Annotated in this window: 20 protein-coding genes and 1 pseudogene; 12 read left to right on the forward strand and 9 right to left on the reverse strand. The window is 72.0% G+C overall.

Annotation, left to right across the window (positions count from 1 at the left end; all coding sequences use genetic code 11):
• A partial coding sequence (locus AC07F0_RS05115) for a tetratricopeptide repeat protein (RefSeq protein WP_478974392.1) occupies window positions 1–1,932 on the reverse strand: 1,932 nt, incomplete at its 3' end.
• Between the two features lie 226 nt (window positions 1,933–2,158).
• Here AC07F0_RS05115 and AC07F0_RS05120 point away from each other — a divergent pair.
• Window positions 2,159–2,530, forward strand: a complete 372-nt coding sequence (locus AC07F0_RS05120; protein ID WP_478974395.1) for a helix-turn-helix domain-containing protein — start codon at window positions 2,159–2,161, stop codon at window positions 2,528–2,530.
• A gap of 472 nt (window positions 2,531–3,002) precedes the next feature.
• Here the strand turns inward: AC07F0_RS05120 and AC07F0_RS05125 are convergent, their stop codons facing one another.
• On the reverse strand, window positions 3,003–3,557 hold the full coding sequence (locus tag AC07F0_RS05125) for a DUF4232 domain-containing protein (protein ID WP_478974398.1): 555 nt from the start codon (window positions 3,555–3,557) through the stop codon (window positions 3,003–3,005).
• Window positions 3,558–3,928: 371 nt separating this feature from the next.
• On the opposite strand from AC07F0_RS05125, the gene AC07F0_RS05130 reads away from it, so the two are divergent.
• The 7 genes from AC07F0_RS05130 to AC07F0_RS05160 all read left to right on the forward strand — a co-directional run bounded on the left by AC07F0_RS05130 (window position 3,929) and on the right by AC07F0_RS05160 (window position 10,425).
• The gene (locus tag AC07F0_RS05130) at window positions 3,929–4,477 is read left to right on the forward strand and encodes an N-acetyltransferase family protein (RefSeq protein WP_478974401.1); all 549 of its coding nucleotides are present in this window, start codon (window positions 3,929–3,931) and stop codon (window positions 4,475–4,477) included.
• Window positions 4,478–4,487: 10 nt separating this feature from the next.
• Window positions 4,488–5,399, forward strand: coding sequence for a LysR family transcriptional regulator (locus AC07F0_RS05135; RefSeq protein ID WP_478974404.1), 912 nt, complete (start codon window positions 4,488–4,490; stop codon window positions 5,397–5,399).
• Window positions 5,400–5,555: 156 nt separating this feature from the next.
• Complete coding sequence (locus AC07F0_RS05140; RefSeq protein ID WP_478974407.1) at window positions 5,556–6,725, forward strand: CaiB/BaiF CoA transferase family protein; 1,170 nt, start codon at window positions 5,556–5,558, stop codon at window positions 6,723–6,725.
• A gap of 19 nt (window positions 6,726–6,744) precedes the next feature.
• Window positions 6,745–7,521, forward strand: coding sequence for a crotonase/enoyl-CoA hydratase family protein (locus tag AC07F0_RS05145; protein ID WP_478974410.1), 777 nt, complete (start codon window positions 6,745–6,747; stop codon window positions 7,519–7,521).
• A 6-nt stretch (window positions 7,522–7,527) separates the two neighbouring features.
• A complete protein-coding gene (locus AC07F0_RS05150; RefSeq protein WP_478974413.1) occupies window positions 7,528–8,274 on the forward strand; it encodes an acetoacetate decarboxylase in 747 nt (248 codons plus the stop codon).
• A complete protein-coding gene (locus tag AC07F0_RS05155; protein WP_478974415.1) occupies window positions 8,271–9,221 on the forward strand; it encodes a 3-hydroxyacyl-CoA dehydrogenase NAD-binding domain-containing protein in 951 nt (316 codons plus the stop codon). The genes AC07F0_RS05150 and AC07F0_RS05155 overlap by 4 nt, the downstream gene beginning before the upstream one ends.
• Window position 9,222: 1 nt before the next feature.
• Window positions 9,223–10,425: an acyl-CoA dehydrogenase family protein gene (locus tag AC07F0_RS05160; protein ID WP_478974418.1), complete on the forward strand. Its 1,203-nt coding sequence runs from the start codon at window positions 9,223–9,225 to the stop codon at window positions 10,423–10,425.
• 181 nt (window positions 10,426–10,606) lie between these two features.
• Here AC07F0_RS05160 and AC07F0_RS05165 read toward each other — a convergent pair whose 3' ends face one another.
• From AC07F0_RS05165 to AC07F0_RS05180, 4 genes are all read right to left on the reverse strand, one after another.
• A complete protein-coding gene (locus AC07F0_RS05165) occupies window positions 10,607–12,538 on the reverse strand; it encodes a protein-arginine deiminase domain-containing protein (protein WP_478974968.1) in 1,932 nt (643 codons plus the stop codon).
• Between the two features lie 163 nt (window positions 12,539–12,701).
• Complete coding sequence (locus AC07F0_RS05170; RefSeq protein WP_478974421.1) at window positions 12,702–13,031, reverse strand: hypothetical protein; 330 nt, start codon at window positions 13,029–13,031, stop codon at window positions 12,702–12,704.
• Window positions 13,032–13,041: 10 nt separating this feature from the next.
• Window positions 13,042–13,557: a hypothetical protein gene (locus tag AC07F0_RS05175; RefSeq protein ID WP_436728235.1), complete on the reverse strand. Its 516-nt coding sequence runs from the start codon at window positions 13,555–13,557 to the stop codon at window positions 13,042–13,044.
• A gap of 177 nt (window positions 13,558–13,734) precedes the next feature.
• Window positions 13,735–15,198, reverse strand: a complete 1,464-nt coding sequence (locus tag AC07F0_RS05180) for a hypothetical protein (protein ID WP_478974971.1) — start codon at window positions 15,196–15,198, stop codon at window positions 13,735–13,737.
• 137 nt (window positions 15,199–15,335) lie between these two features.
• Here AC07F0_RS05180 and AC07F0_RS05185 point away from each other — a divergent pair, with 137 nt between their 5' ends.
• Both AC07F0_RS05185 and AC07F0_RS05190 read left to right on the forward strand, forming a co-directional pair.
• Window positions 15,336–16,580, forward strand: a complete 1,245-nt coding sequence (locus AC07F0_RS05185; protein WP_478974424.1) for a molybdopterin-dependent oxidoreductase — start codon at window positions 15,336–15,338, stop codon at window positions 16,578–16,580.
• Window positions 16,580–17,062 (forward strand): hypothetical protein, encoded by a 483-nt coding sequence (locus AC07F0_RS05190; RefSeq protein WP_478974427.1) that lies wholly within the window; start codon window positions 16,580–16,582, stop codon window positions 17,060–17,062. The genes AC07F0_RS05185 and AC07F0_RS05190 overlap by 1 nt, the downstream gene beginning before the upstream one ends.
• Before the next feature lie 182 nt (window positions 17,063–17,244).
• Here the strand turns inward: AC07F0_RS05190 and AC07F0_RS05195 are convergent.
• From AC07F0_RS05195 to AC07F0_RS05205, 3 genes and pseudogenes are all read right to left on the reverse strand, one after another.
• Window positions 17,245–17,673 (reverse strand): annotated as a pseudogene (locus AC07F0_RS05195) (class I SAM-dependent methyltransferase); the annotation flags it as partial.
• Entirely contained in the window at window positions 17,670–18,359 is a 690-nt protein-coding gene (locus AC07F0_RS05200; protein WP_478974974.1) for a TIGR04282 family arsenosugar biosynthesis glycosyltransferase, read from the reverse strand. The pseudogene AC07F0_RS05195 and the gene AC07F0_RS05200, both read right to left, overlap by 4 nt.
• A 5-nt stretch (window positions 18,360–18,364) precedes the next feature.
• Window positions 18,365–19,069 carry a glycosyltransferase family 2 protein gene (locus AC07F0_RS05205; protein WP_478974430.1) on the reverse strand — a complete coding sequence of 235 codons (705 nt, stop codon included), beginning with the start codon at window positions 19,067–19,069 and terminating at the stop codon, window positions 18,365–18,367.
• Between the two features lie 122 nt (window positions 19,070–19,191).
• Between AC07F0_RS05205 and AC07F0_RS05210 the strand changes: the two genes are divergently transcribed.
• Window positions 19,192–19,923 (forward strand): response regulator transcription factor, encoded by a 732-nt coding sequence (locus AC07F0_RS05210; protein WP_478974433.1) that lies wholly within the window; start codon window positions 19,192–19,194, stop codon window positions 19,921–19,923.
• Window positions 19,920–21,032: a sensor histidine kinase gene (locus AC07F0_RS05215; protein ID WP_478974436.1), complete on the forward strand. Its 1,113-nt coding sequence runs from the start codon at window positions 19,920–19,922 to the stop codon at window positions 21,030–21,032. The genes AC07F0_RS05210 and AC07F0_RS05215 overlap by 4 nt, the downstream gene beginning before the upstream one ends.
• Window positions 21,033–21,086 lie beyond the last annotated feature (54 nt).

A 21,086-nucleotide genomic window follows, 5' to 3' on the forward strand; every position in this document is an offset into this window, starting at 1 on the left:
GTTGGCGAGGCTGTTGCGGCTGGTGAGGGTGTCGGGGTGGTCGGGGCCCAGGACGCGGGTGCGGTCGTCGAGGGTGTGCCGGTGGTGGTCGGCCGCTTGTGTGTACTGGCCCATGCCGTAGAGCGCGTTGGCGAGGCTGTTGCGGCTGGTGAGGGTGTCGGGGTGGTCGGGGCCCAGGACGCGGGTGCGGTCGTCGAGGGTGTGCCGGTGGTGGTCGGCCGCCTGCGCGTACTGGCCCATCCCGTCCAGGGCTCTGGCCAGGCGGTGGCGGCTGGCAAGGCTGTCGGGGTGGTCCGGGCTCATGACGCGTGTCTGTGCCTGGAGGAGGTGCCGGCTCAGCGCATGTGCCGACGCGTAGGCGCCCGCGTCGTACAGCACGTCGGCGAGGCGGTTGAGGGTGTCGGCCGCGTCGGCGAGGTCTTGTGGGGTCGTGGTGTGGTCCAGCAAGAGCGGGAGGTGAGGGGCGAGAAGGCGGGCGGTGGGCCAGCCGGAGCGCCCGGCGCCGGCGGTGTCGTCAGCGGCCTCGGCCAGCCGCGTGACCAGGGCCCGGTGCCAGACGGTGAGGTCGGATGTCTCGCCTGTCAGGGCCAGGGCGCTGATCTCCCTCACCAGAGGGTGGAGTACCACCTGGGTGGGCGGGTCGTCATCCACCGTCGGCTGTGGCCGGGGGCTGGGATCTTCGGGCAGGCCGAGCAGGCCGTAGCGGTACAGGCCCGCCAGCGCGGCCTCGACGCCCGCGATGGTGGCCGACTGTCCTGTCGCAGCGTTGAGCAGGCCGGGGGTGATCAGGGACAGCGGGACGGGGGCCGGCGCCAGCAGGGCCAGGAGCCGGAGCAGCGGGCGGGCCGGCATGTGCCCTTCGGCCGCGAGCTGGTCCAAGGAGAGTTCCCAGGTGTGGCGGACCACGGTACGGGCGATGTCGGGGTCGGAGGCATCCGGGTGTTCGGCGCCCAGCAGCGTGCCCAGCTCGGCGTCCAGTGCCTGGCGGTAGCGTTCGAACGTCTGGTAGCGGCTGGTGGGGGTGGCCAGGTAGGAGCCAGCCGCGTGCAGGGCCAGCGGAAGCCTGCCCAGGCGCTCGGCCAACTCCTGCGCCTGTGCCTGGGTGCCGGCCCGGGCCGCCACATCCAGCAGCACCTGCCCCGCATCGCTCACGGCCAGCGGCTTCAGGGGCAGCAGCCGGGCACACCGACCCCAGGTCTGTTCGCTGGTGTCCCGGCTGGTGATCAGTAACAGGCCCCGTCCGTGGGGGCGGATCCAGCCCCGGTAGTGCGCCACCGGCTCACCATCCGGGTCCACCGTCTGGGGCTCGTCGACGTTGTCCAGCACCAGCAGCCACCGCCGTGCGGAGGCGAGCTGCCGCCAGACCACATCCGGCAGACTCTGCTGCCCCGCCCGGGCAGCCTCCAGCTCCGCTTCCGACAGCCCGCAGGCCACCGCCACCCGGGTCATCTGCTGCACCAGATCCACCGAGTCGCGCCATCGCACCCAGAACACCTGCCAGCCGTCTCCTTCTGCCAGGGCGGCCAGCTGCGCGGCCACCGTGGTCTTGCCCAGCCCACCGGCCCCGCAGACCACCGCCAGCTCCTCCTGCGGCCGCCGCAGCATCCGGGTCAGAACGGCCAGCTCCGGCCCCCGGCCGCGGATCCGCTCCACATACGGGCGTCGCAGCGAGGCGTGCCGGCTTCCGGCCAGCCGGTCCACCCGTGTCAGCCGCGTCGCAGGCCCTCCGGTGTCCAGGCGCCGGTCCCACCACAGCAGCCCCACGGCGGTCGCCAGCAGAACCGCGAAGGCAGGCCATACCACCCACGGATCGGCGGCCCACCCGGGCACCGAGACACTCGCGTAATTGGTCACCAGCCCGAGGCCCGCCGTCACTACCGCCGCAGCACCCGTCACCGCGGACCCCGCCCACGCCCCCCGCCTGCGCGCCATCCCCACCCCCTCGTCCTCCACCACCATGCCTTCACCCGCCACCCGACAGGAGGAGTTCAGGAGACTCACCGAAGGAGTCCGGAGAAGGTCACCGTGGGCGTTCGGGAGCACACGAAGACGGCTCTGCAGGCCTGGAGGAAGCGTGAGGATGGAGTGAACGCCCGTGTCACGGCCGTCGATACGGTCGAAGGTCGGAGGAGGGGCGTACGAGGTGAGGGGGCGGCACGTGCCGGGACAGACAGGGCCGGGTCGCGCCGAGGGCGAGCTGGATCCGGAGGGCGGGCCGGTGCAGCGGTTCGCCGCCGGGCTGCGTGCGCTGCGCGAGGCCGCGGGCAGGCCGACGTACCGGGAGATGGCCCGGCGGGCCCGGTACGGGGTGACGACGCTGTCGCAGGCGGCGGGCAAGCAGCTGCCCACCCGCGCGGTGACGCTCGCCTACGTCAGGGCGTGCGGCGGCGACCTCGCCGAGTGGGAGCGGCGCTGGCGCGAGGCGTCGGACGAACTGGCCGCCCGGAGTGCCGCCGACGACACCTCCCGGCCGCCCTCCTCCAGGTCACCGGCCACGGTCTCCACGTCCGCCGGTGTCCCGGAGAGGTAACTGAGGGCACGGGCCTGGGCGGGCATCCCGGTCTCGTCGTCCGAGTCCCGGATCTCCTTCAGATCCGCGGCGCTCTCCTTCCGCAGGTCCCGAAGCGCGACCGTGGTCTCGCACATGTCGCCGACCCACTCCACGAGTTCGGACGACGGCGACGCCGACGAAGACGGCGACCGGGCCGGCTTCGGCTCGGCCGACGACCGGGCGGCCTTCTCGTCCGTCCCGCCCTCGCCGCACCCCCCGGCGGCCAGTACCAGCCCGGCGACCACGACCGCGACCGCGACGCCCCTGCTCCCGCCCATCCGACGACCCCTCTCCGTGCTGCGGCCCTTTTCAGGTGAGCACAGTTCAGCCGCGGCACGGATTGTTCGGCCACCCGGTCCGCCGCCCGAACAACGCGTCCGGGCGGACCTCTTCACGTGCTCCGCGTCCACGGCACCGCCACCACCGGCGGTGCCGTGGGACGCCGGGCGGCTCAGCCGAACAGCGCGTCGTACACGTCGCTCTGCCAGTACGTGACGAAGTTGGCGCTGTTGAAGTACACGCCGCCGTCGGGCAGCTTCAGCGTCGCGCCCTTGCCGAGCGAGCCGTTCAGGTTCTTGTTCGAGAAGTCCACGCCCAGGGTCTTGGCGATGTGGCCCTCGTAGCCGTCAGGGCTGGAGGTCCCGATGCCGGCGTACCCGGACTCGCCGGGAGCCAGGGTCACCACGGCCTGGGGCTTGCTGGAGTCCAGCCACGGGACGGGAGCCTGGGCGCCGGCGCCGGCGGCCAGGTAGGGCGCACCGTAGAGGTTGCAGGGCTTGGTGCCGGTGTTGGTGGCCGTGAGCAGCAGGGTGTTGATGGGCCGGGAGACCTCGTCGACGGTCAGCTTCGTGTTCGCCGCGGTGCAGTCGACGGTCGCGGCGGCCTTCTGCGGGGTGGCGGCGGAGGCCGTCTGGCCCGCGGCCTGGACACCGACGAGCGTGAAAGCGGCGGCAGCGACCAGGGAGGAGGCGGCCACGCGGTGGGTGAAGCGCTGTGCGATACGCATGCGATGAACTGCTTTCTTTGAGTTTCGAGTTTCCTGAGTTCCGAATTTCTGGAACGAGGTATTCCGGTTGGTGGGCGTCGACCGGACAGATGCGCGGCCGGAACCGGAAGGTGGGATCGGTGTCACCGCCCTCGAACGGGGCGGCGGGCTTCGATGACCCAAGCCTGTGCCACGTTTCGTCCCATCCGCCATTCCCTTCGGATCTTTGGGACGCTGGAATGGCAGCACCGGTCCTGACCAGGGGGAAAGTCCCACCCGTGGGACGCGGAACGGGATGGAGGACGGGTGGGGACGGCTGAGTCCTGGCGCCCGGTCCTGAGCGGCGGTGGTCCTGACGGACCGTCGTCGGACGAACGTGTGACGATCTTCGGGTGAATGGTCCACGTGTCCGCCCGGCGACCGAGGCCGACCTGGCCACCCTCGTCCGTCTCCGTGACGCCGCGGCCCGCTGGATGCTGGCCCGCGGTGTCACCGGGCAGTGGCGGCCGGGGGAACTGGACGAGGACCACTTCCGTCAGGTCATGGCGCAGGGCGAGGTCTGGCTCGCGGAGGCCGGCGGGTGTGTCCTCGGCGCCTGGGAGCTGTGGTGGGAGGACGAGGCCGCCTGGGGGCCGCAGCCGCCCGTGGCCGGGTACGTGCACCGGCTCATGGTGGACCGGAGCACCGCCCCGCGCGGCACGGGGCGACTGCTGCTGGAGGCCGCGGAACACCGGGTGGCCGAGGCCGGACGGTTCCGGGTCCGCCTGGACTGCCTGGCGGGCAATGCGCAGCTCAACGCCTATTACCGGGACGCCGGTTACCGGGTCGTCGGCCACAAGGAGGGCAAGCCGCAGCCGGGCGGGCCGCCCAAGTCCTTCACTCTGATGGAGAAGGAGCTCTCCGGCCCCACGGCCCCGGGGACCGCAGGCCGCAGCGGTTAGGGTGAACCGCGTGGAGCTCCTGCACCTGCGCTATTTCGTCGCCGTCGCCCAAGAACTGAACTTCTCCACCGCGGCCCGCAAACTGCACATGGCCGCTTCCCCGTTGAGCCGGCGGATCAAGGACCTCGAGAACGAACTCGGACACCGGCTGTTCGACCGCGACACCCACCATGTGCGGCTCACCCCGGCCGGAAGCGCACTGCTGCCGATCGCCCGCGGGGTCCTGGAGCAGGTCGACTCCATCCAGTGGCGGCTGGACGAGACGACCCGGCCGCGGCGGACCACCCTGCTGCTCGGTGTCCCCAGCGGCGTCCATCCCGACCTGCGCGAACGCATGGCCGCCCTCGCCGAGCGGGTCGGCGACCGGTTCGAGATCAAACGCTGGCCGGGCGGCACCGAGCGGCTGGTCGACGCGGTGTGCGACGGGAGACTGGCGCTGACCCTGGCCCGGCTCCCGGTCGGCGGCGACCCGGCCCTGGAACAGCTGCCGGTGATGTCGGAGCGCCTCGGCGCGGTCGTGCCCAGGGACCGGTTCGCCGGGCGGGAGTCGATCGCCCTGGCCGAACTGTCCGGACTCGCCTACGCGGGCTCGCCCACGGCCGTCACCAACGCCTATTTCCGGGGTCTCGACCAGCAGCTGGCCGAACTCGGCATCAAGAAGCGGATCGAAATCGGCAGCGCGACGTTCGAGGGAGTTTCCGAGATAGTGTCCAGCGGCCTGGCTTTCTCGATATCCATGCTGGATCCGCGGAGCCCCGTGCAGAATTACCGCCTCGACAATGTGACCGTTCTGCCCTTCTCGGATTTCCATCCCCGGCTGGAGACGGGTCTGCTCTGGCGGAAAGACCGGGCGCACGGCGGTGACCTGGAAGAAGTCGTCGCAGCCGCCCGCGAGATCTTCGCCGATCCGCTTCACGCCTGACCCATAAAAGTATGCGCGAAAAGGCGGTATGACCACTGCGGTCATACCGCCTTTCGTCTATTGGTCACTCCATTTGTTTCCGTTCTCCAGTCCCTCCTTGCTAACTTAGTTTCCAGATACACGCATACGACGGAGCAAGGAGTTGAAGGAAAAGCGATGACGGACATCACGGACACCGCCACCGGCCCCCTGGAAGGCATCCGCGTGATCGACCTGTCGACCGTGGTGATGGGCCCCTACGCGGCACAGATCCTCGGCGACCTGGGCGCCGACGTGATCAAGATCGAGTCGCCCGCCGACACCGTGCGCGTGGGCCACTACCGCACCACGCCGGGCATGACCCCGCTGAACCTCAACGTCAACCGCAACAAGCGCAGCGTCGCCCTCAACCTCAAGGACGACACCGACCGCGAGCGGGCCCTGAAGCTGATCGACACCGCGGACGTGCTGATCACCAACATGCGGCCGGGCGCGCTGCACCGCCTGGGCCTGTCCCACGACGACATCGCCGCCCGCAACCCGGGCCTCGTCTACGCGCACGCCCAGGGCTTCCGCAGCGACTCGGACCGGGCGGGCAACGCCGCCTACGACGAGACCGTGCAGGCCGCGTCCGGCCTGGTCGACATCGCCGACCGCGCGCTGGGCGAACCCGTCTACCTGCCGACCATCATCGGCGACAAGGTCTCCTCCCTGACCATCGCCTACAGCGTGCTCGCCGCCCTGCTGCACCGGAACAGGACCGGGCAGGGACAGCTCGTCGAGATCCCGATGACCGACACCCTGATCGCGTTCAACCTGGTCGAGCACCTGGCGGGACACACCCACGTGCCCGAGACCGGCCCCACCGGCTTCCCCCTGTCGATGCTGAAGGGCCACAAGGCGGTGCGCACCAAGGACGGCCTGGCCTGCGTCATGCCGTACAACCCGCAGAACTACCGGGACTTCTTCACCGCCGCCGGACGCCCCGACCTCGCCGAGGACCCGCGCGTGGGCGGCGACGCCATCGACAGTGCCGACCACGAGGCCCTGGCCGCGCTCCTGGAGACCTGCGCCCCGGCGCTGAGCACCGAGGAGTGGGCGGAGGTGTGCGCGAAGCACAGCATCCCGATGGCCCCGGTGCTGGAACTGGACCGCGCACACGAGGACCCCTACGTCCAGGGCGGCCACCTCCTCGACACCGTCGAGCACCCGACCGAGGGCACGGTCCGCACCATCGGCATCCCGCTGCGCTTCTCCGCCACGCCCGGCTCGATCCGCCGCCTGGCGCCGGTCGCCGGCCAGGACACCGAGGACGTCCTCGCCGAGCTCGACACCGCCGCCCGCTGACCGTCACAGGAGGACAGCCATGAGCACCCCCACCACCCCCGTCGTACGCACCGAACGGATCGGCTCCGCCCTGCTGATCACCCTCGACCGCCCCGAGGCCCGCAACGCCGTGAACGCCGCGGTCGCCACCGGCCTGGCCGCCGCACTGGACGAACTGGAGGCCGGTCCCGAGCTGCGGGCGGGCGTCCTGACCGGCGAGGGCGGCACGTTCAGCGCCGGCATGGACCTCAAGGCCGCGCTGCGCGGCGAGTCACCCGAGGTCGAAGGCCGCGGCTTCGGCGGACTGACCGAGGCCGAGCCGGCGAAGCCCCTGATCGCCGCAGTGGAGGGCTATGCCATGGGCGGCGGCTTCGAACTGGCCCTGGCCTGTGACCTGATCGTCGCGGCCGAGGACGCCCGGTTCGGGCTGCCCGAGGTCAAGCGCGGGCTGATCGCCGCGGGTGGCGGTGTGATCCGGTTGCCCAAGCGCATCCCGCACCACCTGGCCATGGAACTCCTGCTGACCGGTGACCCGGTCGACGGCCGCCGCGCCGGCGAACTGGGCCTCGCCACTCGGGTCACCGGCACCGGGCAGGCCGTCGCCGAGGCGCTCCGGCTGGCCGAACGGCTCGCGGAGAACGCCCCGCTCGCGCTCGCGGCCGTCAAGCGCGTCGTCCGCGCCGCCGACGGTGCGCCCGACGCCGACGCCTTCGCCTTCCAGCGCGGGGAGATGAAGACACTGATGGCCTCGGCGGACGTACGCGAGGGCATGACCGCCTTCGCCGAGCGCCGCCCCGCGCGGTGGACGGGACGGTGAGCCGCCATGCACGCCGAGGACGTACGACAGCACCTCACCACCCCGCTCACCGGCCCGGCGTACGCGCCGACCGTCCCGCGTTTCACCGACCGGGAGTACCTCAACGTCGTCTACCGCACCGACCCCGACGCGTTGCGGGCCGTCGTCCCCGAACCGCTGCGGATCGGTGAACCCCTGGTCCGGTTCGAGGTCATGAAGATGGGCGACGTCAGCGGCTACGGCCCCTACACGGAGGCCGGGCAGGCGATCCCCGTCAGCTTCGAGGGCGAACAGGGCGAGTACCTGCACGCGATGTACCTCGACAACTTCCCGGCGACCGCCTCCGGCCGCGAGGTCTCCGCCTACCCGAAGGTGCTCGGCTCGCCGTCGCTCACCGTCGACTCCGGCGCGCTCGTCGGCACCCTCGACCACGGCAGGCTGCGGGTCGCCACCGCGACCATGGGCTACAAGCACCACGCGCTGGACCGGCGCGAGGCCGAGGCCCAGATCACCGTGCCGACCTTCATGCTCAAGACGATTCCCGGCTACGACGGGCTGCCGCGCGTGCAGGAACTCGTCCGCACGCGCATCACCGACATCACCGTCAAGGAGGCATGGACCGGCCCCGCCCGGCTCCAGCTCTTCCAGCACGTACTCGCCCCGCTGGCCGACCTGCCGGTGCTGGAGGTCGTCTCCGCGAGCCACATCCTCACCGACCTGACGCTGTCCGGCGTCGAGCCGGTCCACGACTACCTGAAGGGAGCCGCGTCATGACCCGCACCTTCCGTACGGCCGCGGTGATCGGCGCCGGGACCATCGGACTGTCCTGGACGGCCCTGTTCGCCGCGCACGGCCTGACGGTCCGGGTGAGCGACCCGCGACCGGACCTCGCCGGGGCCCTGGACGAGGCCCTCGCGCAGTCCGCCCCGCATCTGGCCGCCCGCGGCCTGGACGTGACCGGCCTCGCCGGCCGGGTGCGCATCGCCGCCGGTGTCACCGAGGCGGTCCGGGACGCGGACGTCGTACAGGAGAACGGCCCCGAGCGCGTCGAGTTCAAGCAGGACCTGTTCGCCACCCTGGCCCGGGAGGCACCCGGCCACGCGCTGCTGCTCAGCTCCTCGTCGGCCATCCCGTCGACCGAGTTCACCAAGGAACTGGCGGACGACGCCGCCGCCCGCGTCCTGATCGGCCACCCCTTCAACCCGCCGCACCTCGTCCCGCTCGTCGAGGTCGTACCCGGCGAACGCACCGGCGAGGACGCCGTGAAGGCCGCGGCGGACTTCTACACCTCGGTCGGCCGCACCCCGGTCGTCGAGCGCAAGGAGATCCCCGGCTTCGTCGGGAACCGGCTGCAGAACGCCCTCAGCCGTGAGGCGGTGTACCTCGTCGAGCAGGGCGTGGTGACGCCCGAGGAACTCGACACGGTGATGACCAACTCGCTGGGCCTGCGCTGGGCCACGGTCGGGCCGTTCCTCGGCTCGCACCTGGGCGGCGGACCGGGCGGCTACCGGCACCTGGCCGAGCACATCGGCCCCTCGATGAAGCGGATGTGGGCGGACCTCGGCACTCCGTCGCAGAACCACGACCAGCAGGAACGGCTCATCGCAGCCGTGGAACAGGCCTACGGCTCCGCCACGTACGCGCAGCTCACCGAGACCCGCGACCGCAGGCAACTCGCCGTCCTGTCCGCCCTGGACGGCGCCGACAAGGAGGAGAACTGAGATGACCACCACCATGGAACCGCTCGAAGACCAGCTCACCGCGGACTTCTACGCCTACGAGGCACTGCTGCCCGACGAGGAGCGCAAGATCCTCCTCAAGGCCCGCGCCCTCATGCGCGACGAGATCAAGCCGCTGGTCAACGCCAACTGGGCCAAGGGCGAGTTCCCGCGGGAACTCGTCGGCATCTTCCGCGACAGCGGCCTCGCCGGCCTGCCCTACGAGGGCTACGGCGAGCACCGGCCCGCCGTCTCCAACCTGCTCAGCGGCATGCTCGCGATGGAACTGAGCCGCACCGACGCCTCGGTGGCCACGTTCTTCGGCGTCCACAACGGCCTCGCGATGTACTCCGTCCACTCCGGCGGAGACCAGGAGCAGCGCGACCGCTGGCTCCCGGAGATGGCCGCGATGGACAAGATCGGAGCGTTCGCCATGACCGAGCCCCTCGGCGGCTCCGACGTCGCGGGCGGCATGCGCACCACCGCCCGGCGCGAGGGCGACACCTGGGTCCTGAACGGCGCCAAGAAGTGGATCGGCAACGCGACCTTCGCCGACTACGTCGTGGTGTGGGCGCGGGACGTCGACGACAACCACGTCAAGGGCTTCGTCGTCGAGAAGGGCACGCCCGGCTTCGAACCGGCGAAGATCGAGGGCAAGATCGCCTTCCGGATCGTGGAGAACGCCGAGATCACCCTCACCGACGTGCGGGTGCCGGAGGCGAACCGCCTGCGGAACATCAACTCGTTCCGCGACGTCGCCGAGATCCTGCGCGCCACGCGCAGCGGGGTGGCCTGGCAGGCGCTGGGCGTCATGACCGGCGCCTATGAACTGGCCCTCGACTACGCCCGGGAGCGCCGCCAGTTCGGCCGTCCGATCGGCGGTTTCCAGCTCGTACAGGACCTGCTGGTCAAGAGCCTGGGCAACATCACCGCGTCGTGGGGCATGCTGGCGCAGCTCGCCCGGTTGCAGGACGCCGGTGTCTTCCGCGACGAACACTCCGCCCTGGCCAAGGCGTTCGTCACCGCGCGGATGCGGGAGGTCGTGGCCTGGAGCCGGGAGATCTTCGGCGGCAACGGAATCCTCCTGGACCACGACATCGCCCGCTTCTTCGCCGACGCCGAGGCGATCTACTCCTTCGAGGGCACCCGCGAGATGAACACCCTGATCGTCGGCAAGGCGATCACGGGCCAGAGCGCGTTCGTCTGACGCGGACCAGCCGGGTCCGGACGAAGCAACCCCAGGTTCTGGGCCTGGGGTTTCGTCATGCTCGGTGGCATCGTCGGCACGTCCCCGGCCCGCGTGGCCCACGCCCGCGCGGCCTACCGCCCGGTACCCGGGCGGGGCGACGGGCGGCCCGAACCACCCGACGCCCCCTCCTCGTCACGGATCAGCGCGCCGGGCGCTGCCACCACGCGGCCGTCGCGTCGCGCAGGGTGTTGGTGCCGCAGTGCACCTCGCCCATGCCGAGGTGGTACGTGTACCAGTCGTCGATGTACGACACCTTCAGGCCGACCCGCTGGTAAGCGGCGTTGACGGCCTGCGTGAAGATGTCCTTGCCGCCGATGACGGGCCCCCACTGGCGCGGGGCGAGGTAGCGGTCGCGCCCCAGGAGCACGCCGTTGACCGCTCCGGGAACGTAGGCGCTGGTCATCACCGTCGCCGCGGTCGCCGCACGCGAGCCGGCCGGGTGCTCGGCGAGCCACTTCTGCTGGCCGCGGTTCCCGAGGCTGTCCACGAGGTCGGAACCGGCACCCATGCGCGTCAGACGCGGCACGGGAATCTCGTCGCCTTCGGCGGTCATCACCTCCGACTCGCGGGTGTACAGCGCGGGCACCCGCACGATCTCCCCGTCGGTGACTCCCGTCTCCCGCTTCAGGATCTCCAGGTTGGCCGCGATGCGCCGCGCCGCCATCTCGTTGTCGGCCACCAGGTGACGGGAGGCGAGCGCCTGGTCGATGGTCTCCTTGGGCGCCGGGCTGTCACTGCGGCCCGGGACGGAGAACATCCTCGTCTTGCCGTGGCCGTCGCGCTTGGCGTCGCGCAGCAGCCGCAGCCCCGCCTGCGGGTCGGCGACACCGAGGCGCCAGCCGCGCGGGGTGTCGGCGGGCAGGAACTGCACGAACTCGTCGACGTGCCCCACGCCCAGCCAGGAGGTGTCCAGCAGCAGCGGGTCCTGCAAGCCCTGCGACTTGAGCATCGTCCGCATCACCTTGGACGGCCGCGCCCCGCTGTCCTTGCGCTCGCCCATGATGATCCGCCCGGCCGGGAAGGAGCGCCCGCCGTGCGCGTAGGGCGGGATGGTCTCCAGGTTCCCCATGGAGTTGAGCGACCAGTCGTCGGGCTCGGCCCGGTCGGTCACCTGCACCACACCGATGTCCCGGCCGCGCACCTTCTCGAACAGTTCCCGGCCGGCGTCCCGGTCCGGCTGGGCGGACCGCAGCATCACGCGCATCACGTGCCGTTCACCGCCCGGCCCGGTCATGCTGACGTAGGCCGGTTCGACGAAGTCCTGGGCCCAGGGGTCGGCGTACTTCTTGAACTTGACCAGGGGCGCGGTGATTCCGGCCTTCTGGACTTCCCTACCGAGTTCAGCGACGAACTTCTGCTGAAGACGGCTGTACGCGCCCTGACCCTGGACCTCGGTCACCATCACCTGCTGGGTGTTCTGCAGGTGATGGTGGGTCAGCAGCGGCGCGACGCGCAGGGTCACGGCGTCGGAGGTGGACTTCTGCCCGGACGTCACCGTCAGCCGGACCACCGCACGGCCGTCCCACTTCGCGCTGTCCCGGACGATGTCGGTGCCCTCGACACCGAACTCCACACCGGACCGCAACTCGGCGGCGGACAGCCGGGTCTTGGACGTCACCAGGACCCACGTCCCGGAACGCTTGACGAAGAGACGCGCGTGCTTGCCACCCGTGGTGACCTTCAGACTGCCCTTGGCGTCCTTGCCCAGGTCCGGCATGGGGACGGAACGGACCCGCGCGAGGTCGGCGGCGTCCGCGCTGCCGTTGACCTTGGTGTCCGAGCCGTCGTTGCACGCGGCCAGCTTGGCGTCGGACAGCGGTGTGCCACCGGGCCCGGTCACCGGGCACCGCTTGGTGTCGTCATCGATATTGGGCAGATACACAGCTCCACGCTCGACGGACCAGCTGTCCTCACCGGCCTTGTCGCTGCCGCCGGTGACATCGACCCGTCCGTCGCGGTTCACATCGGCCCGCAGATCGGCACGCCCGCCCGCATCGGCGGCGACGGCCGGCCCCGCCAGCACGGATCCCGCGGCGGCGAGAGCCAGGACGACGGACCCGGCCGGGTACAGGCGCGAAGGTCTACGTGTACGTATACGCGTACGTGAACGCACAGCACGTTCCTCTCGGTTGGGGGGTTCGCTGTGCAAGATGAGGAACAGCGGCTGTGCGTTCACTGTGTGGCCGGAGTTACTCCACTACCGGCCGGGGGGATGCGGCGACTACGAGCAGCTCTCAGTCCAGTCTCTTCCCCATGCGCGCTGAGAACTTCTCTGTGTCCTTCGTGTGCCACCACTCGAACAGGTGGGTGCGCACAAGGAACGCGAGGTAATCCAGGGTGTCCTCGGAGAGGTCTCCGCTCACCAGACTCGCTTCCTGCCCCTGGTAGTCGAGTGAGACTTCCCAGAGCTGCCCTGAGACGCGGATCCGGATTTTCAGAAGCAATTCAGGGAGGATGGATGCCACCTGCACCTCAAGGACTTCAAGAGAGGTTTCTCCTCCCTCGCTCTGCAGTCCTGCAAGTTTTCGGGTGAGTGCTTCCTCTACTTGCTTCGAGGTGGCCATGTGGGTCCTCTCAGCACTTTGCCCCGGCGCTCGCCGAAGCCGCAGCCACGGTCGCGGTTGTGTACTCTACCGTGGCCGTAATGACTCCCTGAGGCGTCAGACCGCCCGGCTTTCCTCCGAGGGGGCCCTTGTTGACGACCACCTTGAAGTTCTTCCTCGGCGGCTTCGAGGAGCAGCCGGTGCCCACCTTGTATCGGTAGTACACGCCGGGTGTCCGCTCGTAGCCGTTGAAGAGTGTGTCGCTGATCTTGTTCTTGAAGCTGGTGCTCCAGCGTCCGCGCTCAACTATGTGGTTGTAGCCCCAAGTCTTCGTTCCGCAGCGCAGAGGCATCTTGCTCGGGCCGATCCAGAACGTGTAGGCGACCTTCGAATAGTGCTTCGACTTGCAGGGGTTGGACGCGCTCACCGCGGCTGCCGCGGGCATCTCCGTGGATGCGTTCGCGGGCATGGGCGCGGCCAGCAGGACAGTGGCTCCTGCTGCCGCGATGAACGTCGCGGTGGACTTGCGGAAATACGTAGCGCGCACGTCTTCTCTTTTCGATGCGGGATGTGCCTGTGTGTCTCCTGCGGGCCCGCTTATGCTCTCGTTCCGGGATTTACATCTGCAAGGAATCACTGCGTGATCATGTTCACGTTCTGGAGTGGAACCGACACGCTGAGCTGCTCATCTTGCCCAGAATGCCTGGTGCGCGGCTGGACCGTGTCACCACCCCGTCCGCAGCAGATGGTTGAGCAGCAGCGCGAGCACCGCCTGGGCCGTGAGCCACGCACGCGGGTGGGGGAGCAACGCGCAGGACGGGAGGAGCCACACCGCGAAGGGGAGCCAGATGCGTTCCGTTTCCGCCTTGCTCATGCCGGACAGGTCGGCGACCAGCAGGGCGAGCAGGGCGGCGGAGACGAGGAGCGCGAGGCGGGCCTCGGCAGCCCGGTGGGGCGTGCCGGCGCGGCGGGAGAGCAGCGCCCCGGCCGTCCCCCGCAGCGCCCCGGCCGTCCCCCGCAGCGCCCGCGCCGTCCCGCACAGCGCCCCGGCCGTCCCCCGCAGCGCCCGCGCCGTCCCGCACAGCACCCCGCCCGTCCGGCGCAGGCCCGCCGCCGTCGCCGGCCCCGTGATCAGCACCGTGCAGGCCAGGTTGGCCCACACCCAGTAGCCGTAGGGGCGGATGCCGCCCGCGCCCTGGTGGTAGCGCGTCACCAGCAGGCGGTACGCCTCCCACCAGTCGAACCCGGCGAGCGTGAACGCCGCCGGGACCACGGCCAGTCCGGCGAGCAGCGGCACCAGCAGGACGGGGCGTTCGCGGACACGGCCCAGCACCAGGACCGCCGCCGCGATCAGCGCGACGAGTGTGAGGCCGTAGGAGAGGTAGCAGGTCAGGCCGAAGAGGAGGCCGGATGCCCCCGCCCACCACAACGACCGTCTCGTGAGCGCCAGTGCCAGCAGCGCCACCGCCCACGCCGCCACCGCCGCGAAGTACGCGTCGGCCGAGGTGCCCATCCACACCGCCGCCGGGGCCAGGACGAGGAAGGGGGCCGCCCGGCGTGCGAGGGTCTCGTCGGCCAGGGCGCGGATCGTGACCAGTACGGCGACGCAGGCCGCCGCCCCGACGGTGATGCACCACACGCCCGCCCAGCCGCCGCCCCGCAGCCCGATCCGGTCGAGCAGGACGAAGGTGAGTGTGGCCGCGGGCGGGTGGCCGGCGATGTGGGCGGGCCAGTTGTCGGGGGAGTCGAGGAGGATGTGCTGGGTGAAGTCCCCCAGCGCTGCCGGGATGTCGTCGAAGCGGTCGATGACCTGGAGGTATTCGTAGCGGGTGGTGAGCCGGTGCGCGATGCCCCGGTCCCAGCCGTCGATCAGGGCCAGGGAGAAGATCCACGTCGTGGCAGCGCCCCAGGTGACAGGGAGCAGAGTCCGCCAGGGGAGCCGGGCCGCGAGGGTGGGGCCGTAGGCCACGGTGGCGATCGCCAGGAGTACGGCCGCCGGGGTGCCGGGGCCCAGGTGGGGGCCCCAGGACGCCAGTAGCGGGGGCCAGTCGACGAACAGGGTGCGGCTGGTGTCCTGGATGTGGCGGCCGGCCAGGACGGCGGCCGTCACGAGCAGCACGGCAGCCCCGGCGGCGTACAGGTCACGGCGCGGGTCATGTCGCAGGGGGTGGGGCCGGCCGCGGCGCAGGTCGGGGCGGAGGGAGCGGGTCACAGCGGAACGCTAGGCCGACGGGGCGGGCACGGGCCGCCGTCCGGGCCGGACGTCAGCGTTTCGTCATGGGTTGCGCACCCTTTCATGGGGTCGTCCCGGCCTACCGTCGGAACATGCGCGACCTTGACGCCTCACGGTGGTCCCCCTCCTCGCCCGGTTTCTGGCGCAGTCCCCTGCGCGGCCCCTGGCTCACTTCCGTGCTGGGTCTCGTCCTGCTCGCCGGCATCACCGTGCTGTTCGTGACGGGCCTGGTCTCGTACGCCGCCTACAACCCGGGCCTGTCGCCGGTGAACGACAAGACCCCGGACAAGGGGATCCTCGGCTTCTACCTCTTCGCCTGGCCGACGCACCCGCACTGGCTGTACCGGCTCAACCAGGGCGTCCACGTCACCCTCGGCATCACCCTGATCCCCGTCCTGCTCGCCAAGCTGTGGTCCGTGGTCCCGAGGCTGTTCGCGCTGCCGCCGGCCCGCTCGCTCGCGCACGCCCTGGAGCGGATCTCGCTGCTGCTCCTGGTGGGCGGCGCGCTGTTCGAGTTCGTCACCGGTGTGCTCAACGTCCAGCTCGACTACGTCTTCCCCGGCTCGTTCTACCCGCTGCACTTCTACGGAGCGTGGGTGTTCTTCGCCGCCTTCGTCGCCCACGCGCTGCTGAAGATGCCCACGGCGCTGCGCAACCTGCGGCACCTGCGGGAGGAGAGGAACGACCTGGTGACTCCCCGTCCCGCCGCGCCGACCGTCTCCCGTCGCGGCGCCCTGTGGTTCGTCGGGGGCGGCTCGCTGCTGCTGTTCGCGACGACGGTGGGACAGAACTTCGACGGGCTCCTGCGGCGCACCGCCCTCCTCGCACCGCACGGCGGCGGCGAACCCGGCAGCGGCCCGAACGGCTTCCAGATCAACAAGACCGCCGCCTACGCCGGGATCGACACGGCCGAGACGGGCGAGGACGCCTGGCGGCTCGTCGTGACCGGGCCCGCGGGCACCGTCCGCCTCAGCCGGGCCCAGCTCGCCGGGCTCCCCCTGCACAGCTCGGCGTTGCCCATCGCCTGTGTGGAGGGCTGGTCGACGTCGGACCAGTGGTGGCGCGGTGTGCGGCTGCGCGATCTCGCGGCGCTCGTGGGCTACGACGCCGCCGACCCGCCGGACGTGTTCGTCGAGTCCCTCCAGCGGCGCGGTGCCTTCCGCAGGGCCGCCCTGCGCGCCAACCAGGTGGCCGACCCGCGTTCCCTGCTCGCGCTGTACGTCAATGGCGAGGAGCTGTCCCCCGACCACGGCTACCCGGCACGGATCATCGTGCCCGCGGCACCCGGCGTGCTGAACACCAAGTGGGTGGCCCGGATGACGTTCGGAGACCTGTGATGCGCCTCCCGAGACTGACGCGCCGCCCGCGGATCCGCGTAGGAGGCCCCTTCCAGCTCCTCCTGCTCGCCTGTTCGTTCGCGCTCGCCGCCTACGCGGGCGTACGGCTGCTCGCCGGTGACTGGTTCGGCGTCGCGCTGTGGTTCGTGGGGGCGGCGCTGCTGCACGACCTGGTGCTGCTGCCGCTGTACGCGGCCCTGGACCGGGCCGTCGTACGAGGGTTCGGCGCGCGCCGGGAGTGGGTGCCGTACGTGCGGGTACCGGCGGCCCTCTCGGGGTTGCTGCTCCTGGTGTGGTTCCCGTTGATCGGCGGGATGGTGGAGCGGCGTTACCGGTCCGCCACCGGGCTGCCGGCGGACGTGTTCCCGGCCCGCTGGCTGCTGATGACCGCCGTCCTCTTCGGCGGCTCGGCGCTGCTGCTGGCGGTGCGGCTGCTGCGGGTGCGCAGGGCGGCGAAGCGGCGGCCGTCGGCCGTCCACTGACCGGCCCGCGTCCAGCCCCGGGCGTACCGGAGCAGGGCGGGCGTGCCGAGCCGCGCCCAGGGGAAGGGGTCGCCGGCACCGCGCGCGTCCGTACGGCCGACGACCCGCACCTGGGCGCGTTCGTCGATGTCCACCGGCGCGGTCTCGGCGATCAACAGGCCGCCGGGGCGCAGCAGTCGGGCCACTCGGTCCAGCAGGGCGCGCGGGTCGCCGCCGATGCCGATGTTGCCGTCCATGAGCAGGACGGTGTCCCAGCGGCCCTCGCCGGGCAGCGGTGCGAACACCGAGCGCCGCAGCGCCTGGCCTCCCGTCCGTACGGTGTGGTCGACGGCGGCGGCGCTGACGTCGATGCCGAGGACGGCCCGGCCCCGGGCGGCGAGTTCCGTCACCAGCCGCCCGGGCCCGCATCCCACGTCCAGCACGGCCCCCTCACACCGGTCCAGCACGTCTCGGTCCACCGCGTCGGCCCGCGCACACCAGCGCTCCACCTCCAGCGGCAGCAGCCAGCCGTCGGCCCGCCGCAGGAACAGCGGCCCGCGACCGGCACGCAGGGCGTCGGCGTAGGGGTCGGCGGCCGCCCAGGCGACGGCGGTGACGGGCGGGGCGCTCATCGGGGCCCGGCCGGGCGGGAGGCCGGCGCCGCACACGGAGAAGGCCGCCCCGCGTTCCCGTCCGTACGGGAGGCCGGCGCCGCACACCGGGCCAGCCGCCCCGCGAACCGCCCGGCCGGGGCCAGCGCGGCGACCGCGTGGGCGTCGGCCGCCGTGTCGACGTCGCGCAGGCGGGGCAGGTCGCGGACCCGCAGGCCCGCCGCGACGAGCCGGTCCCGTTGGACGGCCCCCGTCGTGGCGGTCGACATGGGCACGCCCCGCAGCAGGGCGGGGTCGGGGCGGGTCAGGCCGAGGGCCCAGAAGCCGCCGTCCTCGGCCGGGCCGAACCAGGCGTCGCAGCCGGCGAAGTCCACGGTGAGCAGCTCCGGCGTCACCTGCGGGGTGTCCATGCCGATGAGCAGGGCAGGACCGGCGCTGCGCGCGAAGGCGTGCGCCAGCCGCTCGTCGAGACCGCCCGCGCACTGCCGTACGACGTCGAAGCCGGGCGGCAGCCAGCGGCCGGGCTCGCCGTCGAGGACGAGGACCCTGCGGCCGGCCGGGGCCGCCGCGACCGCCTCCAGGGTGTCGGCGAGGGACGCCTCGGCGAGGGACGCGGCCTGACGGGGCGTGAACGGCGGGGTGAGCCGGGTCTTGACCCGGCCGGGGCGCGGCTCCTTGGCGATGACGAGCAGGGTGGTCGCGAGCATTGGGGTCACCGAGCGCTCCCTTCCACGGCCGGAGTCCCGGCGGGCGCCTCGCCCAGCACCCGGCTCATGTCCCGTACGGCCTGCCAGGTGCCGCGCCATGTCCCTGTCACCTTCGAGGCCCCGGTGCGCGGCAGATACGGCACGTCGTGCTCGGTGATCCGCCAGCCCGCGTCGGCCGCGCGCACCACCATCTGCAGCGGATAGCCGCTGCGCCGGTCGGTGAGGCCGAGGGCGAGCAGCGGCTCGCGGCGGGCGGCGCGCAGGGGACCGAGGTCGTGCAGCCGCAGCCCGGTGCGGCGGCGCAGCATCCGCGACAGGGCGAGGTTCCCGGCGCGGGCGTGCGCGGGCCACGCGCCCCGCCCCCGCGGACGCCGCCGCCCGAGGACCAGGTCGGCCCCGCCGTCCCGCACCTCGCGCACGAAGGGGACGAGGAGCGACGGGTCGAGGGAGGCGTCGCAGTCGCAGAAGCACACCACGTCCGCGGTGGCGGCCGTCAGCCCGGCGTGGCAGGCGGCGCCGAAGCCCCGGCGCGGCTCGTGCACGACGGTCGCGCCGAGCGCGCGGGCGACCCGGGCCGAGTCGTCGGTGGAACCGTTGTCGACGACGAGTGCGCGCCAGCCCGGCGGGATCCGTTCGAGCACCCAGGGCAGGGCCTCGGCCTCGTTCAGGCAGGGCAGCACCACGTCGACGTCGGAAGATGTCGTCGTCACGGTCTCACCCTACGAACGCGAAACGGGCATTTAAGACTTCGGCTTCTTACGAAACGCGGACGTCGGCGGCGGGGAGGTGTCCGGGCAGGCCATCGCCGGCCGTCCGGTGCGACGCTGGAGCCATGCAGCAGCCCCATCAGCAGGAGCAGGCCCCCGGCGGGTCCCCGCGGGTCCTGGTCGTCGACGACGATCCGACCGTCGCCGAGGTCGTCGCCGGGTATCTGGACCGCGCCGGCTACGTCGTCGACCGCGCCGACGACGGCCCGGCCGCCCTCACCCGCGCCGCCGCGCACTGGCCGGACCTGGTCGTCCTCGACCTGATGCTGCCCGGGATGGACGGCCTGGAGGTGTGCCGGCGGATGCGCGGACAGGGGCCGGTTCCGGTCATCATGCTCACCGCGCGCGGCGACGAGGACGACCGCATCCTGGGCCTGGAGGTCGGCGCCGACGACTACGTCACCAAGCCCTTCAGCCCCCGCGAACTGGTGCTGCGCGTGGAGTCGGTGCTGCGCCGCAGCCGGCCCGCCGTCCCCGGGCACCGGCTGGGAGCGGCCGGTCTGACCGTCGACCCGGAAGCCCGCCGGGCCACCAAGAACGGCACCGAACTCGCCCTCACCCTCCGCGAGTTCGACCTGCTCTCCTTCTTCCTGCGCCACCCCGGGCGGGCCTTCGCCCGCGAGGATCTGATGCGCGAGGTGTGGGGGTGGGACTTCGGCGACCTGTCGACCGTCACGGTCCACGTCCGCCGCCTGCGCGGCAAGGTCGAGGACGACCCGGCCCGGCCGCGCCTGATCCAGACCGTGTGGGGCGTGGGCTACCGCTTCGACCCCACGGGAGAGGAGACCGGAGCGTGAACGACACCCTCCTCATCGCCGTGTACGCCTTCGCCGGTGCCGCGGCCACCGGCCTGGCCGGGGCCGGAGCGCTGCGCCTGATCCGGCGCCGCTCGCTCACGGCCTCGCTCGCCGTGGTCGCGGCGGTCGGGGTCGTCGCGATGCTCGCGGGCACGCTCGCCGTCGCCTGGGCGATGTTCCTGTCGCCGCACGACCTGTCCGTCGTCACGACCGTCGTCGCCATGGCGGCCGTCGTCTCCCTGGCCACCGCGCTGCTGCTGGGCCGGTGGGTCGTCGCCCGCAGCCGCGAACTCGCCGCCGCCGCACGCTCCTTCGGCGACGGCGGGGACTTCGCCGCCCCCGACGGTCCGACGACCGCCGAACTGGACCACCTGAGCCGCGAACTGGCCGCCACCAGCGCCAGACTCGCCGAATCCCGGGAGCGGGAACGTGCGCTGGAGACCTCCCGGCGCGAGCTCGTCGCCTGGATCTCGCACGACCTGCGCACCCCACTGGCCGGTCTGCGCGCCATGTCGGAGGCGCTGGAGGACGGCGTCGCCGCCGACCCCGGCCGCTATCTGAAGCAGATCCGCACCGAGGTCGAGCGCCTCAACGACATGGTCGGCGACCTCTTCGAACTCTCCCGCATCCACGCCGGCGCGCTCGCCCTGGCCCCCAGCCGGATCTCCCTGTACGACCTGGTGGGCGACGCGCTGGCGGGAGCCGACCCGCTCGCCCGGGAGCACGGGGTGCGGCTGGTGGGCGGCCGTATCGAGCCGGTGCCGGTGGAGGTGGACGGCAAGGAGATGAGCCGGGTGCTGGGCAACCTGCTGGTCAACGCCATCCGCCGGACCCCGGCCGACGGCACGGTCGCCGTCACCGCGGAACGCTCCACGGAGGGCGTGGTGCTGTCCGTGACGGACGGCTGCGGCGGCATCCCCGACGACGACCTGCCGCGGGTCTTCGACACCGGCTGGCGCGGCACGCACGCCCGGACGCCCCCGGCCGGAGCGGGTCTCGGCCTCGCCATCGTCCGGGGGATCGTCGAGGCGCACCAGGGCCGGGCCACCGTACGGAACATCCCCGGCGGCTGCCGTTTCGAGGTGGTGCTGCCCGCCGCCGCTTCGTAACACGGGCAGCACCACCGGTCTTTCACGAGCCGGACCCCACCTGGGGAGGGCCGA

Source organism: Streptomyces sp. NPDC045955 (assembly GCF_056430805.1).

What these genes read in the sequence shown, in the direction of transcription:
- AC07F0_RS05170 (WP_478974421.1), bottom strand. Translation starts at nt 13,031, where the DNA reads ATGGCCACCTCGAAGCAAGTAGAGGAAGCACTCACCCGAAAACTTGCA.
- AC07F0_RS05185 (WP_478974424.1), top strand. Translation starts at nt 15,336, where the DNA reads ATGCGCGACCTTGACGCCTCACGGTGGTCCCCCTCCTCGCCCGGTTTC.
- AC07F0_RS05160 (WP_478974418.1), top strand. Translation starts at nt 9,223, where the DNA reads ATGACCACCACCATGGAACCGCTCGAAGACCAGCTCACCGCGGACTTC.
- AC07F0_RS05155 (WP_478974415.1), top strand. Translation starts at nt 8,271, where the DNA reads ATGACCCGCACCTTCCGTACGGCCGCGGTGATCGGCGCCGGGACCATC.
- AC07F0_RS05210 (WP_478974433.1), top strand. Translation starts at nt 19,192, where the DNA reads ATGCAGCAGCCCCATCAGCAGGAGCAGGCCCCCGGCGGGTCCCCGCGG.
- AC07F0_RS05140 (WP_478974407.1), top strand. Translation starts at nt 5,556, where the DNA reads ATGACGGACATCACGGACACCGCCACCGGCCCCCTGGAAGGCATCCGC.
- AC07F0_RS05145 (WP_478974410.1), top strand. Translation starts at nt 6,745, where the DNA reads ATGAGCACCCCCACCACCCCCGTCGTACGCACCGAACGGATCGGCTCC.
- AC07F0_RS05150 (WP_478974413.1), top strand. Translation starts at nt 7,528, where the DNA reads ATGCACGCCGAGGACGTACGACAGCACCTCACCACCCCGCTCACCGGC.
- AC07F0_RS05200 (WP_478974974.1), bottom strand. Translation starts at nt 18,359, where the DNA reads ATGCTCGCGACCACCCTGCTCGTCATCGCCAAGGAGCCGCGCCCCGGC.
- AC07F0_RS05190 (WP_478974427.1), top strand. Translation starts at nt 16,580, where the DNA reads ATGCGCCTCCCGAGACTGACGCGCCGCCCGCGGATCCGCGTAGGAGGC.
- AC07F0_RS05125 (WP_478974398.1), bottom strand. Translation starts at nt 3,557, where the DNA reads ATGCGTATCGCACAGCGCTTCACCCACCGCGTGGCCGCCTCCTCCCTG.